Genomic DNA, 23,899 nt, shown 5'->3' with positions numbered 1-23,899 from the left:
GTCGACTACTATCTATGGCCGAGGACGGCTTCTCGATGGAGTGGGAACGGCTCTGGAAAGAACGAGACTCGTACGCGAAGTGGCCGTGGTCGGACGTGGTGAGCGCCGTTCATCGCCACACCGATCACGACACGGAGGAGTTTGCGGTGCTAGAGCTCGGCTGTGGTGCTGGCACGAACCTTCCCTTTTTCCTCGACCTAGACGTCGAGTACTACGGAATCGAAGGAAGCGAGTACATCGTAAACGAACTCCACGATCAGTATCCCGACCTCGAAAATCAGCTCGTCTCGGCCGATTTCACCGAAGAAATACCGTTCTCGAGTTCGTTCGACCTCGTCCTCGATCGCGGAAGCGTAACAGCAAACTCGGAATCGGGAATTCGACGGGCACTTTCGCTCGCATACGATCAGCTGGTTTCTGGCGGACGAATTATTTCGATTGATCTGGTTTCGACGGAACACACCGAGTTTCGGCGCGGCGAATCTGGTCCCGACGAGTACACCAGAAAGGGGTTCGATAGCGGACAGTTCGAAAAGATGGGAACCATTCACTTCTGGGATCGCGAGCACATTATCGATCTCTTTGCCGATTTCGACCTGATCTCGCTCGAGCACACTCGAACGGAACAACACTATCCGGCAGACGATTACGTGAGGGCAACGTGGAATCTCGTCGGCAAAAAGTGACAGTACCCACTCGAGTCCTCCCGACCTGTTCGGGACAGAATGGTACACGTCCGCCAAGCGAAGGACTAACGGACTTCGGGGTGACACTCGAACGGAGACGGTGCGCACTAGTACCCTCCCAAGAACGGAGACAATGCGCACTAGTACCCTCCCAAGAACGGAGACAATGCGCACTAGTACCCTCCCAAGGGTCGACTATTGGGGGAAGTCATGCGGTGGGTGACGATTTCCCTCGTCAGTTCAGTCGTGGGACGTAACTAGCAAACCAACGATGCATCTGGTAATCCGTGCCGATGGGGGACCGAGTATCGGGTTTGGCCATCTGTTCAGGTCCACCACGATCGCCGAGAAATTCGGGCGGAACGATTCCCGAGTGACGTATGCGACTACCACGCCGTCGTCCGTAGAACGGGTCTGTCCAGCCGAGGTCGAAATTGTCGAACTCCACTCCAGAAGCGACCCAGATCCGTTTGTCGAGTGGCTCGTGGATGTGGAGCCGGATATCGTCGTTTCCGATGCGTACCCTGTTGACACACCATACCAGCAAGCAGTCCGGGAGTACGTACCGTTAGTCGTGATTTCTGACGACACGCGTCACGCCGTCAACGCAGATATACTAATAAACGGAAATCTTTACGCGAAAAACCTCCAGTACGAGTTCGTAGAGAACGAACCGCTACAGTGTGTAGGGCCGGCGTACGCATTACTTCGGGAGCCGTTTCAGTTACTCGCAGGTCGAGATCCACCGTGGAGAACCGAACCCGAACGTGCGCTCGTGACGATGGGTGGAAGTGATACTACTAATCGGACGCCAGCAGTGATCCAAGCCTTCGACGGACTCTCGATTCGCGTCGATGCTATCGTCGGCCCGGGATTCTCCAACGAACAGGAGTGGGAGCTCCGTGACGTTGCAAACAACGTCTCCGCAGATGTCCGGCTCGAACGCGACCCCGACGATCTATCAACCCGTATGTTCCGGGCCGACTTTGCGGTATGTACGGCCAGTACCACGACGTACGAATTACTCGCGATAGGAACGCCAATCGTGTGTCAACCGATCGCAGACAACCAGGATCGGATCGCAACAGCGCTTTCCGAACGAGACGTTGCCACTATTCTCGAGCGCGATGCGAACGTCGACTCTATTAGGCGTGCGATTACGGCATATACAACCGACGAGACGCTTCGACGAGAGCGTCGTGAAATCGGGCAGACACTCGTAGACGGAAGGGGAGCAGATCGGGTTACGACAGCGATGCAAACTCTGTTGAAGTAACAATATCCTGTCCGGCACACGCCGGATCCCTATGGTAGCTCTTGAAAGTCGATACACACCCGATCGCAGAACTGTGTTGTGGTCGGTGTGTGAATCGTTTCAAGAGCTATTATAGCGTCGGATCTCGCGAAGCATCTCGAACGGTTCGGCCGCTTCGACGCCCGACTTCGAGCCCCAGACCGTTGCGTTCTTTCGGACAGTTTTGGCGGTTCGGGGATGGGGTGAATCCCGAAGTTCCCCCTCGTAGACCGAGAGCGCGTCTAGCTTCGTCTCGAGGGTGTCACCGATGTCCACGAACGACGTCGGCTGAAAGCTGTTGCTCGAGTCGGGGACGGCCCATTCGGAAGCAGAAAGTGTTTCGAACGCGAGGACGCGGTTTACACCGCTCGCAGGTAGCGGTCGAGTGGCGGTCACCGTGGCTCGACAGGTGAGTTCGTGGTCGACGTTGAGGTCACCGTAGTGATGGGTGTAAACTACCTCTGGGTCGTGTTCTTCGATCTCCGCTTCGACAGTTTGGACGATGTCGAGTAACGGGACGGTGTCGAAGCGATTATCCGGGAAATCGTACTGGCTCACGGTTGTACCGAGGATAGAGCAGGATCGGCGAGCGCGACTCTCCCGCCGATGTATTTCCTCATCGGCGGCGCCTTCGTCGTCGTAACGCGACGTCACCCCGTCCGAAAGAATGCAGACGTGAACGTCAGAGCCGGTAGCCACGTGGCAGGCCAGCGTGCCGCCCACGCCGAGGACCTCGTCGTCCGGATGAGCTACAATACAAAGAACTGACATAGTTGGCGTACCATGGGCGTAAGTAAAGCACTAGGGGACGACGTGAACGAGCCACAGCTATTTTACGACCGCCGAAATCAGTCCAGATATGGTGACCTGCGACGATTGTGATCGCCCTATTCAAGCAGACACCGTCGTGGATGCTAAGACCGTGATGAGCCGTTGTAAATCGTGCAGGTCCCTCGCTCATCACCATCGGTCGCTTCGCATTACCCCACTTACACGAACCGATCTGGAACTCGTCTTGGCGTGGCGATCGAACCCAAAAATATACCGACACTTTCGTCACCAGATGGAACCGCTTGACTGGGACGAACACGTCGAATGGTTCGAATCACGCTCCCAGAGGCGTCACGATTTTATCGTCCGGTTCGATGAGAGAAGAGTCGGAGTCGTTAGCCTGAGTGCCGACGAAGAAGTAAGCGTATATCTTGGAGATTTCTCCGCACACGGGTACGGCGTGGCGACAGCCACACTCGAGTGGCTCTGTGATCGGTTCGTGAAACGAACACCGTTTATTGCAGAGATTCACGAAGAAAACAACCCGTCGATCCGACTATTCGAACGGTGTGGCTTCGAGCGGACCCATCGTAACGGAGACTGGTTGTATTACGAGTACAGAAGCGCTTAATCGGAAAAATATCTGTTTACTCGTTTCACCGCGCGTACAACGTCTCGAACGTCGTCTACATCCATTCCGGGAAACAGTGGCAGACTGACTATTTTCCGGTACACGCGTTCCGTAACGGGGAACTCCCCGGGGCTGTAATCGTATTTCTTCTGGAAAAGAGGGTGATAATGTAGCGGCACATAATGAACCTGGACGCCGATGTTTTCTGCGTGCATCGCGTGTACGAACTCCTTTCGAGAGCAACCGAACTCGTCGCTCACTTCGAGGACGTAGAGGTGATACATCGGCTCTGAATCGACCGGAGTGGGTGGCGTCCGGAGTCCATCGATTTCACCGAATGCCTCGTCGTATCGGTCGATGATTTTGTCCCGTTGGCGTTTGAACTCCTCGAGACGCTCGAGTTGGGCCAGGCCGAGAGCCGCCTGGAAATCGGTGATATTGTAGTTGTATCCGATTCCATCCGCCACTTGATACCAGGGTTTGTCGACGTGTCGATCCGGCTCGTACTCGATATCGAACGACCGGAGGCGGCGAACTCGCGACGCGAATCCACCGTCGTTTGTCACGACCATTCCCCCTTCGCCCGTCGTGATGTTCTTTACCGGGTGAAAGCTGAAAACCGCCGCGTCACGCTGAGCACCGAGTGGTTCGTCCCGCCAGGATCCGCCGAATGCGTGACACGCATCCCAGATAACCGTCAAATCGTGTTCATCAGCGAGTGAGAGCAACCCTTCGATATCCGCCGGATGACCGGCATAGTGCATTGGAACTAACCCTGCAGAACTCGCCGTTAGCTGTCGCCGGACGGCTTCCGGATCGAGTGTTCGGCTGTGCGGATCGATATCCGCAAACACCGGTGTTGCACCGGTATAAACTGCTGTCAACGCCGTCGAAACGAACGTCAATGGTGTCGTTAGTATCTCCTCACCCGGACTGAAACCAGCCGCTTGCCCGGCGAGATGTAATGCTGACGTTCCCGACGTCGTCGCAATCGCGTGGTCGACGCCGATTCGCTTTGCGACCTTGTCTTCGAACTCCGTAACGGTCGGGCCTCGAGTAATGTAGTCTCCCTCCAGCGCCGAAATCACTGCCGCTTTTTCGTGGTCCGTGATACTCTGTCTTCCGTAGCCAATCGTTTCCGACCGAACCGGTTCCCCTCCGTACCGCGCTGGTGTATCCCCCTTCATACGCTCTCACGGTCGTTCCGTTCCGCGCGAAGCCACGACCTGAGTCGGTCGATGCCGTCCTCGAGTTCGACGTTCGGTTCCCATCCCAGCATGCTCTTGGCCTTGGTTGGGTCGCAACGAAGCGTCTGGATCTCGCTCTGTGGATGGTGGTGCTCAACGTGTGAGATTCGTGTTCGGTCGGTCGCGATCACGGTCGCTAACTCGTTTACCGAAATATCGGTTCCCGTTCCCGCGTTGAGCGTCTCACCGGTCGCATCATCCGAGAACGTTCCTTCGACGATAAACTTCGCACAGTCCGTCACGTACAGCAAGTCTCGACTCTGTGTTCCATCACCGAAAATCAGTAGCGGCTCGTTCTCTAGATCACGACTCGCAAATATCGAGACGACGCCGCCTTCCATATCGGTTTTTTGATAGGGGCCGTACGTGTTGAACGGGCGTAAAATTACGATTGGAAGATCGTATCCGCGATAATAACTTTCTGCGAGGTTTTCGGCTGCGAGTTTCGATCCGGCGTACGGTGATGCTGGTTTGACCGGATGATCCTCCACGATTGCACTCTCTTGGTCAGCAACGTCGTACACCATACAGGTTCCGACGAGGCCGAGCCGAGTTTCGGTACGACGGCAGACTTCGAGTACGTTGTGCGTTCCGATAACGTTCGTCTCGAAGTGGGAGTTCGGCCGGTCGAGACTCTCTTGGACATCGATCTCTGCGGCGAGGTGAATACACGCCTTCACGTCATCGCCAACACGGGCCGATACGACCTCTGCGTCCCGGATGTCACCCACGGTAAGATCGAATCGATCTGTCGACTCGAACTCGGCGATGTTCCGGCGTGACCCGTTCGAAAGATCATCGATTCCACGAACGTTATATCCTCTGTCTAATAACTCCCGGACGACCCATCTCCCGATAAATCCAGCCGCCCCGGTGACGACGACGGTTTCACTCATCGGTCGCCTCCATTGCGCCATTTTCATTCAAAAGGGTTACAATTTCGTCTTTCGAAAGTGTCGCTGCTGCTTTTGACGACCGAACGACCTCCGAGACATCTTCGAACTCCGTCGGCCCGTCAGCCGTGAGAAACTCGGTGGCTTCCGGAAGAATTGCGTACAGATCTCCGCTGCGCTGTGTTCGGTCCGCTTCGCGTTGGGTCATTATCTCTTCGTGGAACGTTTCTCCTGGTCTCCGTCCGACGATTTCGATCTCGATATCGGACGGATAATAATCGAATTTTGGAGCGAGAGTTTCGATCATGGCATCGGCCAGATCCTCGATACGAATCGCCGGCATATCGAATACGAACACTTCACCTCCTCGCATCTTCCGCAGTGCATCGAATACGAGTTCAAAGACATCGGTATACGTGAGGAAAAACCGAGTCATTCGTCTATCAGTGAGCGTGACGGGACCGCCACGTCGAATTTGTTCGGAGAACAACGGTATAACCGAACGAGACGAATTAATGATGTTTCCAAATCGAACCGAAGCGAACCGAAGATCGCGATCACCACGGTGTTTGTTCCCGGCGGTAATAAGTCTCTCTCCAAGTAACTTCGTCGTTCCCATCGTATTCGATGGATTTACTGCTTTATCACTGCTCGTGAAGATCACCCTTTTGACGTCTTCATCGATAGCCGCGTCGACGACGTTCTGCAGGCCCAGTGTGTTCGTCTTAACGGCTTCGAACGGATTGTATTCACAGATGTCAACGTGTTTCATCGCGGCGGTGTGAACGACGACGTCGATGTCTTCCATTGCTCGAACCAGTCGATTTCTATCCCGTACGTCGCCGGCGAGATACCGACAGCGACTGTCCGCTATCTCGGATTTGAGCGTTGCAAGTCCGGACTCATTGTTGTCAAATATGCGGAATACACTCGGATCATGTTCTAAAAATCTGGAAATTAACGCGCGTCCGACAGAGCCTGTCCCTCCGGTCAACAGTACATTCTTATTTCTAATCATTTTTATATTTATATGTGGCGGAATTGGTTGAACAATTCACCAGCGGTAGCCAGCTGTGTCCCGGTCTAGTGGCCTAATCAGGTGCGCGAGTACACCACTCGGCGCCATATAACTTCACCCACAAACATGTGGATAATATGCTTAGAACAGAGAAATTGTGCAATCTGTGGACGATACTGGCCATCATCATTGTCGCCACATCGATCACTGTGACTGTAACGAGTACAGCGTCGAGTACGTGTCTGCGTTCGATATTAATTCCTCGTGCGAACCCGATTCGACGATTTCACCGTCTTCCATCGTGTAAATTCGATCGGCGTTCGTTACTGTCGAGAGTCGGTGGGCGATTACTAACATCCCGTAATCTCGGTTCATCGATTCGATTCCCTCGTGAACACGACGTTCGAGCGCGGTATCCAGATCACTCGTCGCTTCGTCCAGAATCAACAGATCTGCATCCTCGAGCAGTGCCCTCGCAATCGCAACCCGTTGGCGTTGTCCGCCGGATAATTTTACGCCCTGATCTCCGAGTACAGTTTCGTACCCGTCAGGTAGTTCATCGAGGAACTCCGTCACCTGGGAAATCTCACATACTTGCTCGATCTCTGACTGTGTTGCATTTCGGTTTCCGATGGTGACATTTCGACGGAGCGTATCGTTGAACACGTGCGGATCCTGTCTTACGATAGTTACCCGAGATCGCCACTCTCGAACGTCGAATCGGTCGATTTCCACATCATTTGCATAGATCTCTCCACCCTCCGGTTCGTACATCCGCGCGAGTAACGACGCGACCGTCGACTTCCCTGCACCTGATGGGCCGACAAACGCGACGAACTCCGTGCGGTCGAATCCGAACGAGACATCGTGTAGCACTGTTTCATCGCTCGTGTCATAGCGAAATTGAACGCCATCGAACTCGATCCGGTCGATCGAATCGGGAATCCGCTCCGACGATCCGGTCGGATCACGGTTCTCTCGAAGCTCCTCGATGAATTGTTGGGTTCGAACGAGGTGGGGAAGTTCACTTTCGACCCGATAGATGTACTTATTCAAACTGCTAACTTTGGGACCGAGCTGGAACATCGCGAAGAGGAAAACGCCGAGTTCGGCGAGGTTCATCGACGAGAACGTCAACGCGAGGTAGATCAAGGCGAACACGGACAACGCGGTCATGAGCTGGTAGTAGTTCGTTATCGCCGCTTCGTTTCGAGCAATCCTGATCCGATTCGTTTCGAACCGTTTGGCTGACTCGGCAAACCCGGATCGAAGCTCGTCGATCATCCCGAACAATTTCACATCCCTAATTCCCTGAGTGCCGGCTTGAGCCTGTGATTGAATTCCTTCTTTCGCATCAGCAACCTCATCACCGAGTGAATAGCCGGGATCGAGAACGTACCTGAACATCAGTGTGAGCCCGCCGAAGAACACCGCCGTCAACACAGTTAACAGGGGTGAGAGAATAAGCGCGATCGTGAGATACATGGAAGCGAGGAGACCCTGTTCGACGGAGTGTAATGCGTAGCTTATCACATTTCCTGCATACTCCGCTTGCGTCACAATTGCGTTCAGAATGTCGTCGGATCCTTCTTGATCAAAATACGAAATCTTGGTCTCGAGTGAGTGATAGAAAGCTTCTTCCTGTAGATAACGCACATACTTCGTTTCGATCGCAGCTTGTAGCCACCCCACGAAAAAAGACGTGGTGAATCGAATTATCATGATAACTGCGACTCCTGCTATTAGATACCCGAGCGTAAAGGGAACCCCAACTGTGCGATAGGCAGTCAGGAATATTCCAAGGAACCCATCAGCCTCTTCGACTGGTGTGTCGGCTTGTGCAACCTCAACGATAGGCATAATGAAACTCAGCCCAAACCCTTCGAGCAACGCCGCGATGATACTCAAGGTGATGACCGCTGCAGCGAATCTGGGCTGAAATTTCGCGACTCGATACAAGGCACGTCCCTTCTCGCGCCACGTCAAATCAGCTGTGTAATCATCGGGATCGGACATAGTCGGGTGTGATCGATCGAAGACGACCTCTCCACCCGTATCAGAGCCAGATATAAATTCTCGTCGTCGGTGTAACTGGGAAACGCGTTCCTATCTGCCACATTACTCGGAATAGCGACTGTCTTCGCGGGTTAAGGTCTGTCGAACCATCGCACCGAGATCCTCCAACACAGATTCTAGTACTCGTTGAAACAGTTCCCCGCTCGAGTGCCAGCGGGCGTGAAAAACGGAACCGACTATTCGAGAATTATCAGTTGACTCGAATCGAAAAACGGCAGACGAAGGCCTCACGCAAAGAGCGCAATCCACGCTTACGGGGCGTCGATATCACGTCTTATTCACGAATGCCTCGATCGTTCGGCTGATGTTCGTACAGAGCGGACTCGTCGGTCTGTTCTGGTAACGCCGGTTCGAAGACACCGAGAAGAGAAAGGACGTGTACATGCGGCGACCACTCAACAGCGCACTCACTCGGTTTCGGTTATCTCACCTTCGACAAACACGGTATCGAAATCGAGAAAAATGTGTTTACCGACAACCAGTCGTTCTCCACGGAAATGTGTCCCGTTTTCCCTTTCGTGCGTGCGCAGTTCTACAGTCAGCGTCACGTCTTCGTACTGCGGATGTTCTCTGAGATACACGTTCCCATCGGTGCTTTCGACGACGACCTCTGCAGATTCGCGTTCGACAGCTGTAACAGTTGCAAGCGTTTCGTCGCGGTACGTCTCCGACACCCCTTCCTCGAGTGTGTCAGCCACGTGTGGGGAAACGTTTTCGAGTGTGACCTCTGCGATGGTGGTGTTTTCTTCACGCTCTACCGGACCGTTACTGCGTTCGGCGACTTTGCCGTCGAGATCGTACGACCCCATCGCTAGCTGAAGTTGTCGGTCGAGGGTGACGGTTTGACCGCCGAACGTCGGCTCTCCGTCTCGATCGAGCGTGAGTAGTTCCACACCGACGTGGGCGCGGTGATCGCTCCGGTTCGTCGGTGTTATCTGAACGGAGGTTATCGTCGCGACGCTGTGGCTCCCGATCTGCATCGAATCGCCCTCGTCTATCTCGGTCGCCGTCGACTCAGAAACGTTCCCTTCGAGCAGTACTTGCGTTTCTTCGACCGGTAGAGATGGCCCTTCCTCGTCGATCGCGACGATTTCGCCTTTTAGGACGGATCCACCAATATCGAACTCCCACTCGCCGGTGCCCGGCCGAAATGGCCAGTCGGAGACTTGGATCGGATCAGCACCTTCTTCGAGCGGTTCACCTTCGACCTCGATACGGATCGTTGCGTGCGGAAAAGTGTCGTCGGCTTCGGTCGGGAGATTGGTGTTGCTCGTGTGATTTTGCACTGCAGGAGAGACGTGAACGTCCGTCACCGTCATAGTTTCATCCGAATCGTGAATCGTCCCAACGTCCCCCGCCTCCAGTTGATCGATGACGTGTACTGGTTGTTGCCCAAGATCGATGGTCGCATATCTCGTCTCCGTCTCGAGTGCCGAATCATCGCCACCCTCGTCGATACCTGAAACGAGAGCGATTCCCGCAACAATGATAATAATCAGCACAACCACTACAAGCGCATCGACAACGTTGACGATTCCAAAGAGGTTGCCCTCGTCGTCGATCAGCGGCATACGTCACTCGAGTTCGTCTTCGTTTGCGGACTGGTCAAACTGGTAATTGGATACGGCGAGCCGGAGAGTCGAAGGCTCTCAGATTCGACGCGCATGCCACGCTCCACAGTATCGGTCGGTAAATAAGTTCCCACAGAGAGGACCAGTAAGAACGGTCTTCGCGCGCACAAGAAATCGATAGCACCGAGCTGTCCGTTCGGAGTGGGAAACCGAGAAAAACGAAAGCGAATACGTCGATCGAACGGGAACAGGTACGCCCTCAGATTACGAAGCGGCCCAGACGTTGGTCGAGGAGACTGACGCGAACTGGACGTTCTCGTTCTCCTGCATGCTTACCTGTGCTGCGCTTGCGGTCTCGCCATCTTCGGCGACCGCGATCGCGCCCTGCTGTTCGACGACGTTCTCCTGGACGATGAACTGACTCTGTGCGATCTGCGAGGTGGCGTACTGTTCGCCGTCGTGGGTCTGCATCGCGTTACCCGCGTAATCGAACGAGACGCCGGGGGCGTCCTCGACGTCCGCACCGCCGAGAGTCACGCTCGTGGTCTCGCTGTGGACGACGCCCTCGTGGACGTAGCCCGGTGCGGCGTAGACGTTCATCGCGTCGGCGTAGCCGACCTGTGCGTTGATATTCTGCTGAGTTGAGAGCTGGACAGCGGTGGCGTCGCTCTCGTTGGTTGCGATCGCCATCGCGGTGTTCTGGAGGTTGACGTTCAGCTGTTCGGCGCTCTGTTCCTGGGAGACGCCGGAGGTCGCAGACTGGACCTTGTCGCCTTTCTTGTGGTGGTCGTCTTTCTTGTCGTCGTGGAGCTTCTCGACGCTCTCCTCGAGATCGACGACCGAGCTATCGCCGCTGGTTGCGACGTGCATGCCGGCCAGCGACGAGATGACGTTCGTCGCGTCGGCTTCGCCGATCTGTTCGTTGAGGTTCGTCTGTTCGGTGATCTGGATCGCCGTCGCGACGCTATCTTCACCGACAGCGATGGCAACGGCTCCGTCCTGTTCGTTGATGTTCGTCTGATCAACGTCCTGTCCTTGAACGATCGATGCCGTCGCGGACTGATCTTCGAATTCGCCGTCGCCGACGTAGACGTTCGTCGCGTTCGCGACGCCCTGTTGGAGGTTCTGGTTGGCCTGCTGGGACTGCTGGAGCGAGATCGCTTCGCTGCCGTCCTCGGCGATCGCGAACGCCGTGTTCTGCTCGTTGTAGTTGAGCTGGCCGACGACCTGGCTCTGGACGACCTCGGCGTCAGCTTCCTGGTCGGCGTCGACCTCGCCTTTGTCACCTTTCTTGTCGGCGACGCCCCAGCCGTCGAACTGCATGCCGTCGCCGTTACCGAGAACGACGTGGACGGTTCCAACGTCCTCGAACGTCGTCGCCTGTTCGTTGGCGGCCGCCGCGTCGGCGATCTGCTCGTTGCTGTTGTACTGGGTCGCCTCCTGAATCGCGTTCGCTTCACCGCCGTCGATCGCGATCGAGGTGGCGTTGCCCTGTTGGTTGATGTTGACCTGATCGACGTCTTGATACTGCGAAACTTCCGCGTCGGAGAGTTGATCACCGGACGCGAGGTCCTCGATGTACTCCTCGAGCGTCTTGTCGCCCAGGTCAGCACCGAATACCAGATACAGTTCCTCACCATTGTCGAGCGCGTGGACCGCTCCGGAGGATGCGTCGTCGCCGGCGGCGGCCATCGGGGCGCCGACAGCCACCATCGATAGGGCGACGATACAAGCCATAAGAGCCGTCGTACACTGTGAACGTGTCGTCGTCGTGTTAGTCATGATTCGTTTGACTCGAGCCGTGAGAGTCTTTTGTTTCTGCATCTCCACGGCGCGAACCTTCCTATCCCGATGACAGACTTTGTTATCTGTAAACTGAAGGCGATATGATCCGACCTACTCGAGCGAAGCGTGTGTATTACCCGCCGAAATCGGTGTCTTCGGACGTTCTGGAACGCGGCGGTCCAGGAGACGTGGGCCGGAACGCGTCGCAGTCGCTCGTGGCTCAAATCGGAACGAACGGGCCGTTGTGACGGCCTCGAACCCGACGTTTCCTCGAGTAGGCCGTGGGTGTTCGTCGCCCGACGAGAACCGATACCGTGAGCAACGGCAGTAGCGACCACATTACAGGGTCTCGAAACGAGAAATGTAGTTTCAGTCGAGTGAACTAGTCATCGGCTGGCTCGAGGGTTCCCAGCACTCGCTGGAGAACCTCCTCCTCGGAGAGCGTCCCGGCGGTGTATTCGTCGGCCCACGCAGACTCGACGTGCCAGTGAACGAGCGGTGTCCCGTCTTCGGGATCGACCGCGGTCACGTCCATCCGCTCCGTCTCGAGACCTTCCTCGACGACATCGATGTAGGCACCGGAGAGCGACCCTATTTCGGACGTGATCTCTTGTTCCGTCGTCGTATTCGCGGCGTACTCCACGGCGAAGACGTCGTCGGAGACCGTCGCCGAGCGAACGTCGACGTTCCACTGGGTGGCGATCGTCTCGAACAGGACAAGCAGTTCGTCCTCCGAGAGTTCGGAGTCGCCAGCGGACGCCTCGGACGGGTCGGCGTCGCCTCCAGGCTGGATGGAGAGGCTGCCGACCGAGAGGAGGATCAACCAAATTGCGAGTGCGTACATGCCGGCAACAACTGCCGTCTTCACGCCGCCGCCGGAATCGATGCCAGGAAGTCGCGACAGATGCGTCGCCACGTCCCGGTAGTTCGACGCCACGGCGACGACGGTGACCAGCGGTAACAGAGCGAGGATCCCAATGCCCGCGATTACCGAACCGATCACGACACCGACGTTCCGGATGTGACGGCCGGGTACCGCTCCCGGAACCCGTTCCATCAACGACATGATCCGTGCTGACGCGACGCCGACTAATCGTAATGCCAGGAGTACAATGCGAGACGACGAGCACAGCGAATCCTCGTCACATCAACATTCCCCGTCCAGTCGGGGTCGTCCGATCGCCCGGAGACTACCGACTGGAACGACGTTCGACACGAGGCCAGTAAAACGAGGGGGCGCCAGCTGTACGCGGTCCATAGCTACGGTGGCGTGGCCAGTTATTCTGGATCGATGTCGATCCGTACGACGCCAGTCGGTCAGACGGGTGCCAGAACTGACCTCACACGCGCCGAGTATGGCGGCGGCGGCGCGAATTCCGTGGATCGAACTCGCTCGTCAACCGATCACCGACGCGGCCGACGTCGATGCCAGTTGTACTGCCCGAGGAAACGAGGCGAGGATCGAGCGCTCGAGCCCGGACCTCGCCGGCGGGAGCGGGCGCCCATTCTCGATCGACGTCGTACTGACTTCCGGCCGACGGTTGGAGTCCGGGCCACCGAAACCGTCGGGAGGGCGTAGCCATGTCCGAGTCGGGTTTGTCGGGGACCGGGCCGAACGGACGTTCGGTTACGGTCTGGATCGGAGCGATTGGGGGAGTCGTTCTCCTCGCGGCGGCGATACTCGTCGTGGCATTCGGCGTCGGTCCCGCGGGAACGATGCTCGAGGAAGATGCGACCGCGGAGACGGACGTAACGGAATCGGCGGCCGAACATCCGGTACCGGAGCCCGGAGATCCGTACTTCGAAGACCGCGCGGACGACGGAAGTTGGGTCAGCTACCTGAACCCGCGTGACGAGTATCGCGATCCGTATCTCGGCGAGGGCTCGGGCAAGATATGCGTCGCCCTCCTCAACGAAGCGGGTGAGCCGATCGTCGGCGAAAGCGTCCCCGAGACGACCGTCACGATCCCGACGGGCGAGTCGATCGCCTGGCATACGAACGCCGATCCGTTCGTCGTCGAGTATCCCCTGACCGACCACTACACCCGCCCGTTCGACGGGGATCAGTTCGGGACGAACCCCGACTTCCCACAGGGGGACGGCTACTTCGATTCCCACTGTCTCGAGTGGCACGGCCTGCCGGAAGACGAGACGGTCGAGTACGGCGAAGCCCGGATCGACGGCGACGGCGCGGACGACGTCGAACTCGTCGGCTACGTCCAGCAGACTCACGAGACGTGGGACACCGACGTCGATCCGATCGCCGACGCCGAACCCTACGAGGCGACCGGAGGTGCCTGGACGTACGAGCCCGACGGCTCACACGGGCAGGTCGTCGTGGTGTTACAACTCTCCGAGTCGACGGATGCATCGCCCGCGGAGGCCAGCGACCAGGCGACGACGGACGGCTGACTGAGACGGATTGCTGTCCCGATCTACCGGTGTGACCGCGAGACGAGGCGCGATTGCACCGGAAATGACGGACAGCAGTCCGTACGAGGGGGGCCACTCGGTGCGACGATCCCTCCGAAACAGACTGTGACTGTTGACATGCCGCGTTTACCGGACGCCGCACGGACCGCCACACGGGAGTAAGAACGCCATAACTCCACGTTTTGGCGGGTTCGAAAGAAGGGTCACACCGAGTCTTTATCAGCACCAGTATGGACGTACCCCCCAATGGCCGACGACGGCACCCCCGAAGCGGTCGCCGACGCGACCGCGTCCTTCCGCGAGGACCACGACGACGGCGAGGGAGTGCTCGAGACCGTTCTCACCGTCGACGCCGACCACGAGACGTGGACGTTCGACGACGTTCCCTTCGACTCGGGGACGTTCGGCGAACTCGTCTCGCGAGGGATCGTCACGAAAGCGGACGGCGAGTATCGCGTCGCCAGCCGACGGGGCGTCCGGGCGGGACTCGAGGGGAAACCAGTTCCAAAACGTGAGTCGAAGTCGACCGCTGGCATCTCGAGTCCGATCGCGTTCGACGGACGCGCCGCGGCGGGGTTGATCGGTGCGCTGGCGCTGGTCGTTGCGATGCGAACGACGGCGTTTCGTTCGGTCTTTCGCGGCGATTACGTCGTCTCGCCGGCGAACGATCCGTACTACTACCGGTACTGGATGGAGGAACTGGTCTCGAGATCCGATGGCGTGACGGATCCAGCCGTCGTCGCGAACCTTCCGGAACGGGCGGCCGAGCGACGCCCGATGAGCCACGCGACGAACTGGTTCGTCGCCGAGCTGTTGGGCGGGGACCAGTGGGCGACCGAGATCGTCGCCGCGTGGTTACCCGTCGTCGCCGCCGTCCTCCTCGGGGTCGTCGTCTACTGGCTCGCGATCGTCGTTACCGACGACGTTCGCGTCGGTATCGCGTCTGTCGCGATCCTCGCACTCACGCCGGTCCACGCCGTCTACACGGGGGTTGGATTTCTCGAACATCGACCTCACCAGTACTTCTGGCTCGGCCTAACGTTGCTGGCGCTCGCGTGGCTCGCCGTCGATTTACGGAAACGGTGTGAAAGGAGTCGGATGGCGGAAACGGCAATCCGTGGTCACCTCCGGTCACCGTGGACGTGGACGAGCACCGCGGTACTGGGAATCGCACTCGGAGTCTCGCCACACACGTGGGGTGGCTCGATTCTGCTTCTCGCCCCTGTCGCGGCGTATTTCGGACTGAAAGTAGCGATCGACGTCCGCGCCGGCCTCTCACCAGCACGCGCCAATCTTCCGGTACTGGTCGGACTGGGAATCGGTGGAGCGCTCTGTACGTCGTTGCACGTTGGTCTGGGCTGGCACCAGACGTTTACCCCGCTCGTCTCCCTTCTCGTGGTCGGTGGAGCCGTCGTCGTCACCGGATTCGGGTGGGTCTGGCGACGCCTCGAGAGGCCGATCTGGGAGCTCCTCGGACTCGAGATCGTGGTGGTAGGTCTCGGTCTCGTCGGGTTGTGGTACGTTCAGCCAGCGGTTTGGATGCGGATCCAAACCCGTATTGGAAATCTCTTTTTCAGGGATGGGGTCGCCGAATCGACATCGTTGTTCGCACTCGAGAACGCGGTCGTCTTCGGACCGCTCGCCCAGTTCGGTCTCGGGTTCTACCTCGCAGTTCTCGTCCTCTGTTGGTCGTCCTGGATCGCGGCCCGTCGGTACGAGCCGGGGTGGTTACTCCTCTCCGTTTACGCCGTTTTCTGGCTCGCCATGGCTACCCTACAGGGGCGGTTCGCCGCGCAGTTAGCGATCCCACTCTCGATCCTCGGTGGGCTCGGGCTCGTTTGGCTTCTCGCCTGGCTCGACCTCGCTACGGCTCCGGAGGTGATTCGCGGCCGCGCTAAGCGCGGGCAGGAGGACGGAACGTCCACCGACAGAGCCGTTGTCGACGGGGGTGATCGATCCCCGAGCATCCGCGTTCCCCGCAATCCGAAGGTGTTCGTCGCGGTCGTCTGGATCCTGCTGTTGATCTGTGGTATGAGTCTGTTTTTCGTTCCGACGATGCAATCGCAGGCCGCCCACACTGAGACGCAGTTCGACGCCGCGATGGCGATCGACGAACACGCCACGACGACCGATCGGGAACACCCGGAAAACTACGTGTTGAGTTGGTGGGGTGACAATCGGATGTACAACTACTTCGTCAGCGGGGAGTCCGATAGCTACGTGTTCGCCGAAAACCAGTTCGGCGAGTTTCGATCTGGAGACGATCCGGATGGCTGGTACGAGTTCTTCGAAGAGCACGATGTCGGATACGTCGTGATGTCCGACGTAGATGGGCAGGTTCCGGACTCGAGCACGCAGGAACGGCTTCACAGTGAGCTTGGCAGTGGTGATGACGGTGAAAAGTCCCCGAGTCACTACCAGGCGATCTACGTCAGTGACGATGTGACCGCGTTCGCAGTCGTGCCAGGAGCGACGATCGAAACGACCGGCGAACCGGGGACGGTTGTGACCGCTACCACGGAAACCACGGTCTCGGGTGAGACGGTTCGCTACGAGCGGTCGGAATTCGTCGACGAGGATGGATCGGTTGAAATAACGGTTCCGTACGCCAACGAGTACACCGTCGACGATCAGTCGGTGGACATCTCTCCTGCGGCGGTCGAACACGGTGAGACTGTCACGCTCGAGAGGGCGTAGTCGACGGCGTCGGAATGCAGTACCTGAGAGTTTACGACCGGCGGGTTCGTGGCCATCACCGTCGCGAAGGCTGGCGTGTCCGACCCGTTCGCAAATGACTGATACGGATTACTGTACCGATTCACCGGCGTCACCGCGACTCGGGCGGCGGTTGCGCCGGAAATGACGTACAGTAAACCGTATGAGACGGGTTTCCGTCGTGTCCCGGAGCGACCGGGTGTTGTTCCGCAGTCGATCGGGAACTGACTGATAACGGACCGTCCGGCCAGACCGTCTCGTGCCACGGGCACGGATATCGGCGAGCTTAGTCTGGACGAGACGCTGTCGTACAGCCCGATCAATCGTAAATCACGAGGAGACGAGAGTATAGTAGCCACTACACGTCATTGTACACCGGGTCGCCAGATTGATCGTGGATCCGTGTGCCAATCGTTACAGTTGGTACTATAGTAGCCACTGAACGTCGTTGTACACCTGAGCGCCAGACGGACCGGCGATCAGTGTAAACCGTTGCAGTTGTTACTATATCGTTCGACCGACCTTGGCAGTTGTCACCGTTCGACGGTGCCGAGTTGCGAAAGATTTCCGGGATGGAAGCGCCTTGGCGGTCCCGACGAAACGGTCAACGGACACGGAGTACTCTCAGCGTAATACTATTACTTTTGTATGATTGATGGCCAGAGACTCACGGAATGCGGACAAGTGGGCCGTTTTTTCCCGCTAATCTACTGATTACCCCGAAACCGTTCTTCGGGTATAAGTGAGAGACTGTGTTCTGGCTGGGCTAGGCAACGCATCACAGCGTCAGCGCCCTGGTTGAGGTCGTTCGCGGTCTTCACCCTGTGTTAGGGTCGATCGCGACGAACTGTCGCTCAGGGAGACGTGTGATGCGTGGCCTGATAGACGCCATCAGAGTACTAAACCATGAAACTGCAGCGTACCCTTGCGATTACACTGACGGTAGCGTTGTTCGGCGGCCTCATGTTCATGGGGTTCGCAGGAACAGCGGCGGCACAGGACGTAAACATTAACGACGGCGACCAGATCAACTTCGGCGATCAGACGACTGGTGACGCCACTGCCACGACGAACGTCAACGTCAATCAACAGAACAACAACGCACAGATCGGGGTAGCTGATGCGGACGCGAACGCTAATGCGATTGCAGCTGGCTCCGGTCACACCAAACACGGTGGCGCCGCTGACGCGTTAGCCGCGGCTGGTGCGACCGCTGACGTGACCCAGTCTCAGAGCGTCTCTCAGTCTAACCAAGCGAACGTAGAGAACGTCACGACGACCGCCGAATCCGGCGACAACGTGCAGGCTGCTATCGAAGTCAACCTCGACGACTTCGACCCATAACTAGCGCAAATCCGTCAAATTGACATCTATTTTTGCGAGTTAGCCTCTTCGATACTTCGTAGCGACGGCTTCGACGCCGACTCTATAACCACTGAAATTCGATGCACCCCCGATCGCACAGGGGCTGTGCGATCAGTGTGTGACTCGTTTCAGTTGGGACTATGACGACCAGTGATCGATTCGGTATCGATCGACATCCGTAGGTTCGATTCCGCTCGGCGAATCACTTCACGTGTCGAAAGACCACATTCCTCAGCGACGGCCGCCGCGTCGTCGTACTCCGCGCTCACGTCGTAGACCATTCCGTGATCGTCGCTCGCGATCTTCACCGAAACGTCGTACGTCTCTCCGTCGACCTCGAGGGTGGCCGTCTCGAACGATCGGTGGGCGATCCAGCGGTGGGATGTCCCCGTCTCTCGGATCCCGAGCGTTCCCGTTTCCGCTGCGAGTGCTCGAGCGACCCGGCTACTATCCTCGGGTTTGCAGATCACTTTCACGAGGTGTCCTGGTCGAGACTTCTTCATCGTGGTGGGTACCACCGTGACGTCTCTCGCGCCCGCGTCCGAGAGTGTCCCCTGAAGTCCGCCGAGAACCTCGGGTGTGACGTCGTCGACGTTCGTCTCGAGGACCGTGATCTCGTCTCTGAGCAACCCGCCGCTCCCGTCGCCGAGTAACACCCGGAGGACGTTCGGGTGCGGGTCGAGGTCGTAGCCACCGGCGCCGTATCCCGACTCCTCGAGGGACAGTGACGGCAACGAGTCGACGCCGTCGGCGACGTGACCGAGGATCGCCGCACCCGTCGGCGTCAACAACTCTGCATCGACCGGCCCGCCCCGGAGCGACCAGTCCGCCCGTTCGGCAATCTCGACGACGGCGGGCGTCGGCACGGGGTACTCGCCGTGGCTCATCGACACCGAGGCGCCCCCGGTCGAAAGCGGCGTCGTGACGATTCGATCCGCCTCGAGATCAGCGAGCAACAACGACGCCCCGACGACGTCCGCGATGGCGTCGTCGGCACCGACCTCGTGGAAGTGAATTTCTGTGATATCGGTCCCGTGGACGCTCGCTTCGGCCTCCCCGAGGAGTTCGAACGTCGCCAGAGCGTTCCGTTCGACCGCGGACGGGAGATCCATTCCCTCGACGATCTCGCGAACCTCGAGGTAGCTCCGGTGTGGACCGTGGCCTTCGGCGTGGACGTGGTGGTCACCGGAATCCGCGTGAGTGTGCTCGTGGCAGGAGTCGCCGTGATCGTGGCTGTGGCCGTGTGGGCTATCGGGGCCGTGATCGTGGCCGTCTGTACCGGCGTGACCGCCTCCAGTTCCATCGCCGTTGTCGGCCCCAGACGCGTCTCGGGCCGCCGCTTCGCCGGTCAAGAACACGTCGACGGACGTCGACGCGATCCCACACTTGACCGTCTCGTCGATCCGGTACTCGACTTCGAGGGCGTCCGTGACCGGTTCGAGCGCGTCGGGATCGGCGCCGGCATCGAGCAACGCGGCCAGGACCATGTCACCGCTGGCGCCCATCCGACCGTCGAAGGCGAGAACTCTCATGACTACGTAGGCGTTGGGAACGGGCAAAAAGCCATCCACTCGAGGCGTGAAAAGCCTGCGAAACCCACCGAAGCCGACACTCCTATGTATCGTCCAGTCGAACTCTGATGTGGTAGCATCTAGCATAAGTTGAGCGAGCAAAAAACCTATCCGATCACGTATCGGAGTGACTGACATCCCCGTCTAATCCGAATCATGAACGAAGTTCAATTGGAGGTTGCGAAGGCGTACCCGAACGACTCGGGTCGTGGTATCGCCCGACTCGACCCGGACACGCTGTTGCATCTGAAGCTGAGTCCGGGCGACATCATCGAGATCGAAGGTGCGGATACGACCGCGGCGAAGGTGTGGCGTGCAGACCGGCAGGACTGGAACACGGATACCGTTCGGATCGACGGATTCACCAGACAGAACGCGGACGTGGGAATCGGCGAGCGGGTGACGATCCGAAAGGCGGAAGCGACCAAAGCTGATACGCTCGTCCTCGCACCGCCGGAAGAAGCGTCGGTCCAGTTCGGCTCAGACGCGGCCGGCATGGTCAAACGCCAGATCCTCAAACGCCCTGTCGTCGGCCGCGATATCGTCCCCGTGATGAGTTCGACGAACCATCCGTTTATGCGGTCGCCTGGTCAGGCGATCCCGCTCATCGCGGTCGAAACGGATCCCGAGGGAGTGGTACTCATTACCGAAGACACCGACGTCGAACTCCGCGAGGAACCGATTAGCGGCTTCGAGAAGACCGGCGGCGGAATTACCTACGAGGACATCGGGGGACTCCAAAGCGAGATTCAGCGAGTCCGGGAGATGGTCGAACTCCCGATGAAACACCCCCAGATCTTCAAGAAACTGGGAATCGAGCCGCCACAGGGCGTCTTACTCCACGGTCCGCCCGGTACCGGGAAGACCCTGCTCGCGAAAGCGGTCGCCAACGAGACCTCCGCTTCGTTCTTCTCGATCGCCGGCCCGGAGATCATCTCGAAGTACTACGGCGAATCCGAACAACAGCTCCGGGAAATCTTCGAGGACGCAAGCGAGGAGTCGCCGGCGATCATCTTCATCGACGAGCTCGACTCGATCGCGCCCAAACGCGAGGACGTTACGGGCGAAGTCGAGCGACGCGTCGTCGCCCAGTTGTTGACGATGATGGACGGTCTGGAGGCCCGCGGACAGGTCATCGTCATCGCGGCGACGAACCGCGTCGACAGCGTCGACCCCGCGCTCCGCCGGCCCGGCCGGTTCGATCGCGAGATCGAGATCGGCGTTCCGGACGAGGTCGGCCGCGAGGAGATCCTCCAGATCCACACGCGGGGCATGCCGCTTTCGGACGACGTCAACCTCCCACACCTCGCCGACGAGACCCACGGCTTCGTCGGCGCGGACATCGAGAGCCTGACCAAGGAAGCGGCGATGAAAGCTCTCCGGCGATACCTCCCGGAGATCGACCTGGACGAAGAGGACATCCCGCCGAGTCTCATCGACCGGATGATCGTCAAGCGAGAGGACTTCCGCGGTGCCTTGAACGAGGTCGAGCCCTCGGCGATGCGCGAGGTGCTCGTCGAACTGCCGAAGATATCTTGGGACGACGTCGGCGGACTCCACGACGCCAAAGACCAGGTCAAGGAGTCGGTCGAGTGGCCCCTCAATAATCCGGAGCGGTTCGACCGTCTCGGCATCGACCCGCCGGCGGGCGTGTTGCTGTACGGTCCGCCCGGCACCGGGAAGACGCTCATGGCGAAAGCCGTCGCCAACGAAACCAACGCGAACTTCATCTCCGTGCGCGGCCCACAACTGCTCAGCAAGTGGGTCGGCGAGTCCGAGAAGGCGATCCGCCAGACGTTCCGCAAGGCCCGCCAGGTCTCGCCGACAGTCATCTTCTTCGACGAACTCGACGCCCTCGCACCTGGCCGGGGCGGCGAGGTCGGCTCGAACGTCTCCGAACGAGTCGTCAACCAGCTACTGACGGAACTCGACGGATTAGAGGAGATGGAGAACGTGATGGTCATCGGCGCGACCAACCGCCCCGACATGATCGATCCCGCCCTCCTCCGATCGGGTCGGTTCGACCGACTCGTCATGATCGGCGAACCCGACGTCGACGGACGCGAACGCATCCTCGAGATCCACACCGAGGAGACGCCGCTTGCGGCGGACGTTACCCTCCGCGAGGTCGCCGAGATCACGGACGGCTACGTCGGCTCCGACCTCGAGTCGATCGCACGCGAGTCGGCGATCGAAGCGCTTCGTGAGGATCACGAGGCCGATATCGTCGAAATGCGCCACTTCCGTCAGGCGATGGAGAACGTCCGACCGACGATCACCGACGACATCTTGGACTACTACGAGCGCATCGAAGAGGAGTTCAAAGGCGGCTCCAGCGGACCGGACCCGACCGGCCGTCGTGGCAGTCGAATCGGCTTCCAGTAACGACTCCTTTCTTCCGTAATCTCGCTATACTCACAGTCTAGTACCGTCGTACTCGCCGGCAGGCACCGAAAATTCCAGGGGTACGATCGACTCGAGAAATCGAGGGAACGAAACGTAGCGAACTGAACGATCGGACTCGAGTGAATCGAGCGCAATAGATCGTAAACGGTCGTACCCGTATATGCGGCTGTACACGAGAACGCGTGTATCGATGTCGGATTCCTCGGCGGCACGCGACCAGCGATCGTCCTCGATGAGTGAACCGCCGGCAGAAAGCGGAAGTGAGGACCGACGAGGAACGCTCGAGCGGACCGTCCCGACGCTGGCCGAACCGATTCGACGCACGGGATTTTGGGCCGCCATCGTGGCTCCGTTTCTGTATCTTCCCGTGTTGTTCAACGGGCTGGGGACGTGGCTCGAGGCACTTGCGTTTCTCCTCTTGATTTCGGTGAACGTGGTGGCACTTTACGTTGGCCACGCGTACCGCCGGTGATCGGGGCCAAAGAGCGGACCGCTACTCTCTCCATCGCCCGAGGTGAACGAGTTCCTCGCGGAGCGCGCGTCGCTTGACGATGACGAACCCGACTGCGATGAGCCCGAAGCCGACGAACGTCGTCGCGTCGACGACCTCGCCGAGGTAGAGCCAGCCCACGACCGCGGCGAACACCGGCGCGACGTAAGAAACCATGTTGATCTCGACCGCACCGAGGCGCTCGAGCAAGTCGAAGTAGAGCAAGAATCCGATCGCACTCGCGACGATCGCCAGATACGCCAGCGCGCCGAGGGCTTCGGGGTGAGTCCAGGCCGATGGATCGATTGGCTCTCGAATCGCGAGGCTGACGACGTGCATGAGGAGCGCCCCGCCGATCATCGACCACGCTTCCATCGTCTCGATCGGGAGGTCCGAGTCGAACCGTCTGGTCAGAACGCCACCGAGCGCGAACGACGCGGCGGCACAGAAGATCAGCAGTTTCGCGATCACGTCCTCCGAAAACAGGTTCGACGGATCCGGCTGAGCGATGACGACGACGCCGACGAGACCCAGGAGGACGCCTACGACGCCGACCGCGGAGAGCGCATCGGAGGGCATCAATGCCCTGGCAAAGCCGGTGGTTAACACCGGCGACAGACTCACCAGAATCGCCGCGGCGGCCGCGGTCGTGTTTTGCTGGCCAACGAACAAGAACGCGTGGTAGGCGGCGATGAGCAAGACCGCTCCGACGGTCACGACCGCCCACTCGTCGCGTCCGCGCGGTCGCCATCGGTCGACGGCGTAGACCGCGTAGACGAGCATGATCACGCCGGCGACGTCGTACCGAAGGGCGGCGAAGAGGACCGGTGGAAAGTGTCGAAGCCCCGCGCTGATCGCGACGAAAGCGGTGCCCCAAAGGGCGGCGAGAGCTACGAATAACCCGAAATTACGGAACCGGTTCACACCGGTGGTCGCTTCGGTCGTGC

At 58.7% G+C, this 23,899-nt stretch carries 18 protein-coding genes; 8 read left to right on the top strand and 10 right to left on the bottom strand.

What is annotated here, in order from left to right:
- The first annotated feature begins 14 nt into the window (after positions 1-14).
- On the top strand, positions 15-686 hold the full coding sequence (locus AB7C87_RS09715) for a class I SAM-dependent methyltransferase (protein WP_369729236.1): 672 nt from the start codon (positions 15-17) through the stop codon (positions 684-686).
- A 271-nt stretch (positions 687-957) separates the two neighbouring features.
- Entirely contained in the window at positions 958-1,962 is a 1,005-nt protein-coding gene (gene pseG, locus AB7C87_RS09710; protein ID WP_369729234.1) for a UDP-2,4-diacetamido-2,4,6-trideoxy-beta-L-altropyranose hydrolase, read from the top strand.
- A 99-nt stretch (positions 1,963-2,061) separates the two neighbouring features.
- On the opposite strand, the gene AB7C87_RS09705 is transcribed toward pseG, so the two are convergent.
- Positions 2,062-2,751 (bottom strand): PIG-L deacetylase family protein, encoded by a 690-nt coding sequence (locus AB7C87_RS09705; RefSeq protein WP_369729232.1) that lies wholly within the window; start codon positions 2,749-2,751, stop codon positions 2,062-2,064.
- An 88-nt stretch (positions 2,752-2,839) separates the two neighbouring features.
- Between AB7C87_RS09705 and AB7C87_RS09700 the strand changes: the two genes are divergently transcribed.
- Entirely contained in the window at positions 2,840-3,382 is a 543-nt protein-coding gene (locus AB7C87_RS09700) for a GNAT family N-acetyltransferase (protein ID WP_369729231.1), read from the top strand.
- Here AB7C87_RS09700 and AB7C87_RS09695 read toward each other — a convergent pair.
- The 7 genes from AB7C87_RS09695 to AB7C87_RS09665 all read right to left on the bottom strand — a co-directional run bounded on the left by AB7C87_RS09695 (position 3,379) and on the right by AB7C87_RS09665 (position 13,029).
- Positions 3,379-4,569 carry a DegT/DnrJ/EryC1/StrS family aminotransferase gene (locus AB7C87_RS09695; RefSeq protein WP_369729229.1) on the bottom strand — a complete coding sequence of 397 codons (1,191 nt, stop codon included), beginning with the start codon at positions 4,567-4,569 and terminating at the stop codon, positions 3,379-3,381. The two genes, AB7C87_RS09700 and AB7C87_RS09695, sit on opposite strands and share 4 nt — an antisense overlap.
- A complete protein-coding gene (locus AB7C87_RS09690) occupies positions 4,566-5,525 on the bottom strand; it encodes a dTDP-glucose 4,6-dehydratase (RefSeq protein ID WP_369729228.1) in 960 nt (319 codons plus the stop codon). The genes AB7C87_RS09695 and AB7C87_RS09690 overlap by 4 nt, the downstream gene beginning before the upstream one ends.
- The gene (locus AB7C87_RS09685; RefSeq protein WP_369729227.1) at positions 5,518-6,540 is read right to left on the bottom strand and encodes an SDR family NAD(P)-dependent oxidoreductase; all 1,023 of its coding nucleotides are present in this window, start codon (positions 6,538-6,540) and stop codon (positions 5,518-5,520) included. The genes AB7C87_RS09690 and AB7C87_RS09685 overlap by 8 nt, the downstream gene beginning before the upstream one ends.
- 204 nt (positions 6,541-6,744) lie before the next feature.
- Positions 6,745-8,556, bottom strand: coding sequence for an ABC transporter ATP-binding protein (locus AB7C87_RS09680; protein WP_369729226.1), 1,812 nt, complete (start codon positions 8,554-8,556; stop codon positions 6,745-6,747).
- A gap of 467 nt (positions 8,557-9,023) precedes the next feature.
- Positions 9,024-10,187 carry a DUF4330 family protein gene (locus tag AB7C87_RS09675; protein WP_369729225.1) on the bottom strand — a complete coding sequence of 388 codons (1,164 nt, stop codon included), beginning with the start codon at positions 10,185-10,187 and terminating at the stop codon, positions 9,024-9,026.
- Positions 10,188-10,451: 264 nt separating this feature from the next.
- Positions 10,452-11,924, bottom strand: a complete 1,473-nt coding sequence (locus AB7C87_RS09670) for a hypothetical protein (protein WP_369729224.1) — start codon at positions 11,922-11,924, stop codon at positions 10,452-10,454.
- 430 nt (positions 11,925-12,354) lie between these two features.
- Positions 12,355-13,029 (bottom strand): DUF8159 domain-containing protein, encoded by a 675-nt coding sequence (locus tag AB7C87_RS09665; protein WP_369729223.1) that lies wholly within the window; start codon positions 13,027-13,029, stop codon positions 12,355-12,357.
- Between the two features lie 524 nt (positions 13,030-13,553).
- Here AB7C87_RS09665 and AB7C87_RS09660 point away from each other — a divergent pair.
- The 3 genes from AB7C87_RS09660 (at position 13,554) to AB7C87_RS09650 (ending at position 18,464) form a co-directional block, all read left to right on the top strand.
- On the top strand, positions 13,554-14,384 hold the full coding sequence (locus tag AB7C87_RS09660; RefSeq protein ID WP_369729222.1) for a PGF-CTERM sorting domain-containing protein: 831 nt from the start codon (positions 13,554-13,556) through the stop codon (positions 14,382-14,384).
- A gap of 267 nt (positions 14,385-14,651) precedes the next feature.
- Positions 14,652-17,102: an MFS transporter gene (locus tag AB7C87_RS09655; RefSeq protein WP_369729221.1), complete on the top strand. Its 2,451-nt coding sequence runs from the start codon at positions 14,652-14,654 to the stop codon at positions 17,100-17,102.
- A 924-nt stretch (positions 17,103-18,026) separates the two neighbouring features.
- Positions 18,027-18,464, top strand: coding sequence for a hypothetical protein (locus AB7C87_RS09650; protein WP_369729220.1), 438 nt, complete (start codon positions 18,027-18,029; stop codon positions 18,462-18,464).
- A gap of 149 nt (positions 18,465-18,613) precedes the next feature.
- Here AB7C87_RS09650 and larC read toward each other — a convergent pair whose 3' ends face one another.
- A complete protein-coding gene (larC, locus tag AB7C87_RS09645) occupies positions 18,614-20,017 on the bottom strand; it encodes a nickel pincer cofactor biosynthesis protein LarC (protein ID WP_369729219.1) in 1,404 nt (467 codons plus the stop codon).
- A gap of 195 nt (positions 20,018-20,212) precedes the next feature.
- On the opposite strand from larC, the gene AB7C87_RS09640 reads away from it, so the two are divergent.
- Complete coding sequence (locus AB7C87_RS09640) at positions 20,213-22,441, top strand: CDC48 family AAA ATPase (protein WP_369729218.1); 2,229 nt, start codon at positions 20,213-20,215, stop codon at positions 22,439-22,441.
- Between the two features lie 211 nt (positions 22,442-22,652).
- Positions 22,653-22,934 (top strand): DUF8028 family protein, encoded by a 282-nt coding sequence (locus AB7C87_RS09635; RefSeq protein WP_369729217.1) that lies wholly within the window; start codon positions 22,653-22,655, stop codon positions 22,932-22,934.
- Between the two features lie 21 nt (positions 22,935-22,955).
- On the opposite strand, the gene AB7C87_RS09630 is transcribed toward AB7C87_RS09635, so the two are convergent.
- The gene (locus tag AB7C87_RS09630) at positions 22,956-23,876 is read right to left on the bottom strand and encodes a DMT family transporter (RefSeq protein WP_369729216.1); all 921 of its coding nucleotides are present in this window, start codon (positions 23,874-23,876) and stop codon (positions 22,956-22,958) included.
- Positions 23,877-23,899: the final 23 nt, after the last annotated feature.

Source organism: Natrarchaeobius versutus, assembly GCF_041205745.1.
GTDB classification, from domain to species: Archaea; Halobacteriota; Halobacteria; order Halobacteriales; family Natrialbaceae; genus Natrarchaeobius; species Natrarchaeobius versutus.
This window is presented reverse-complemented; position numbering and strand designations above follow the sequence as displayed.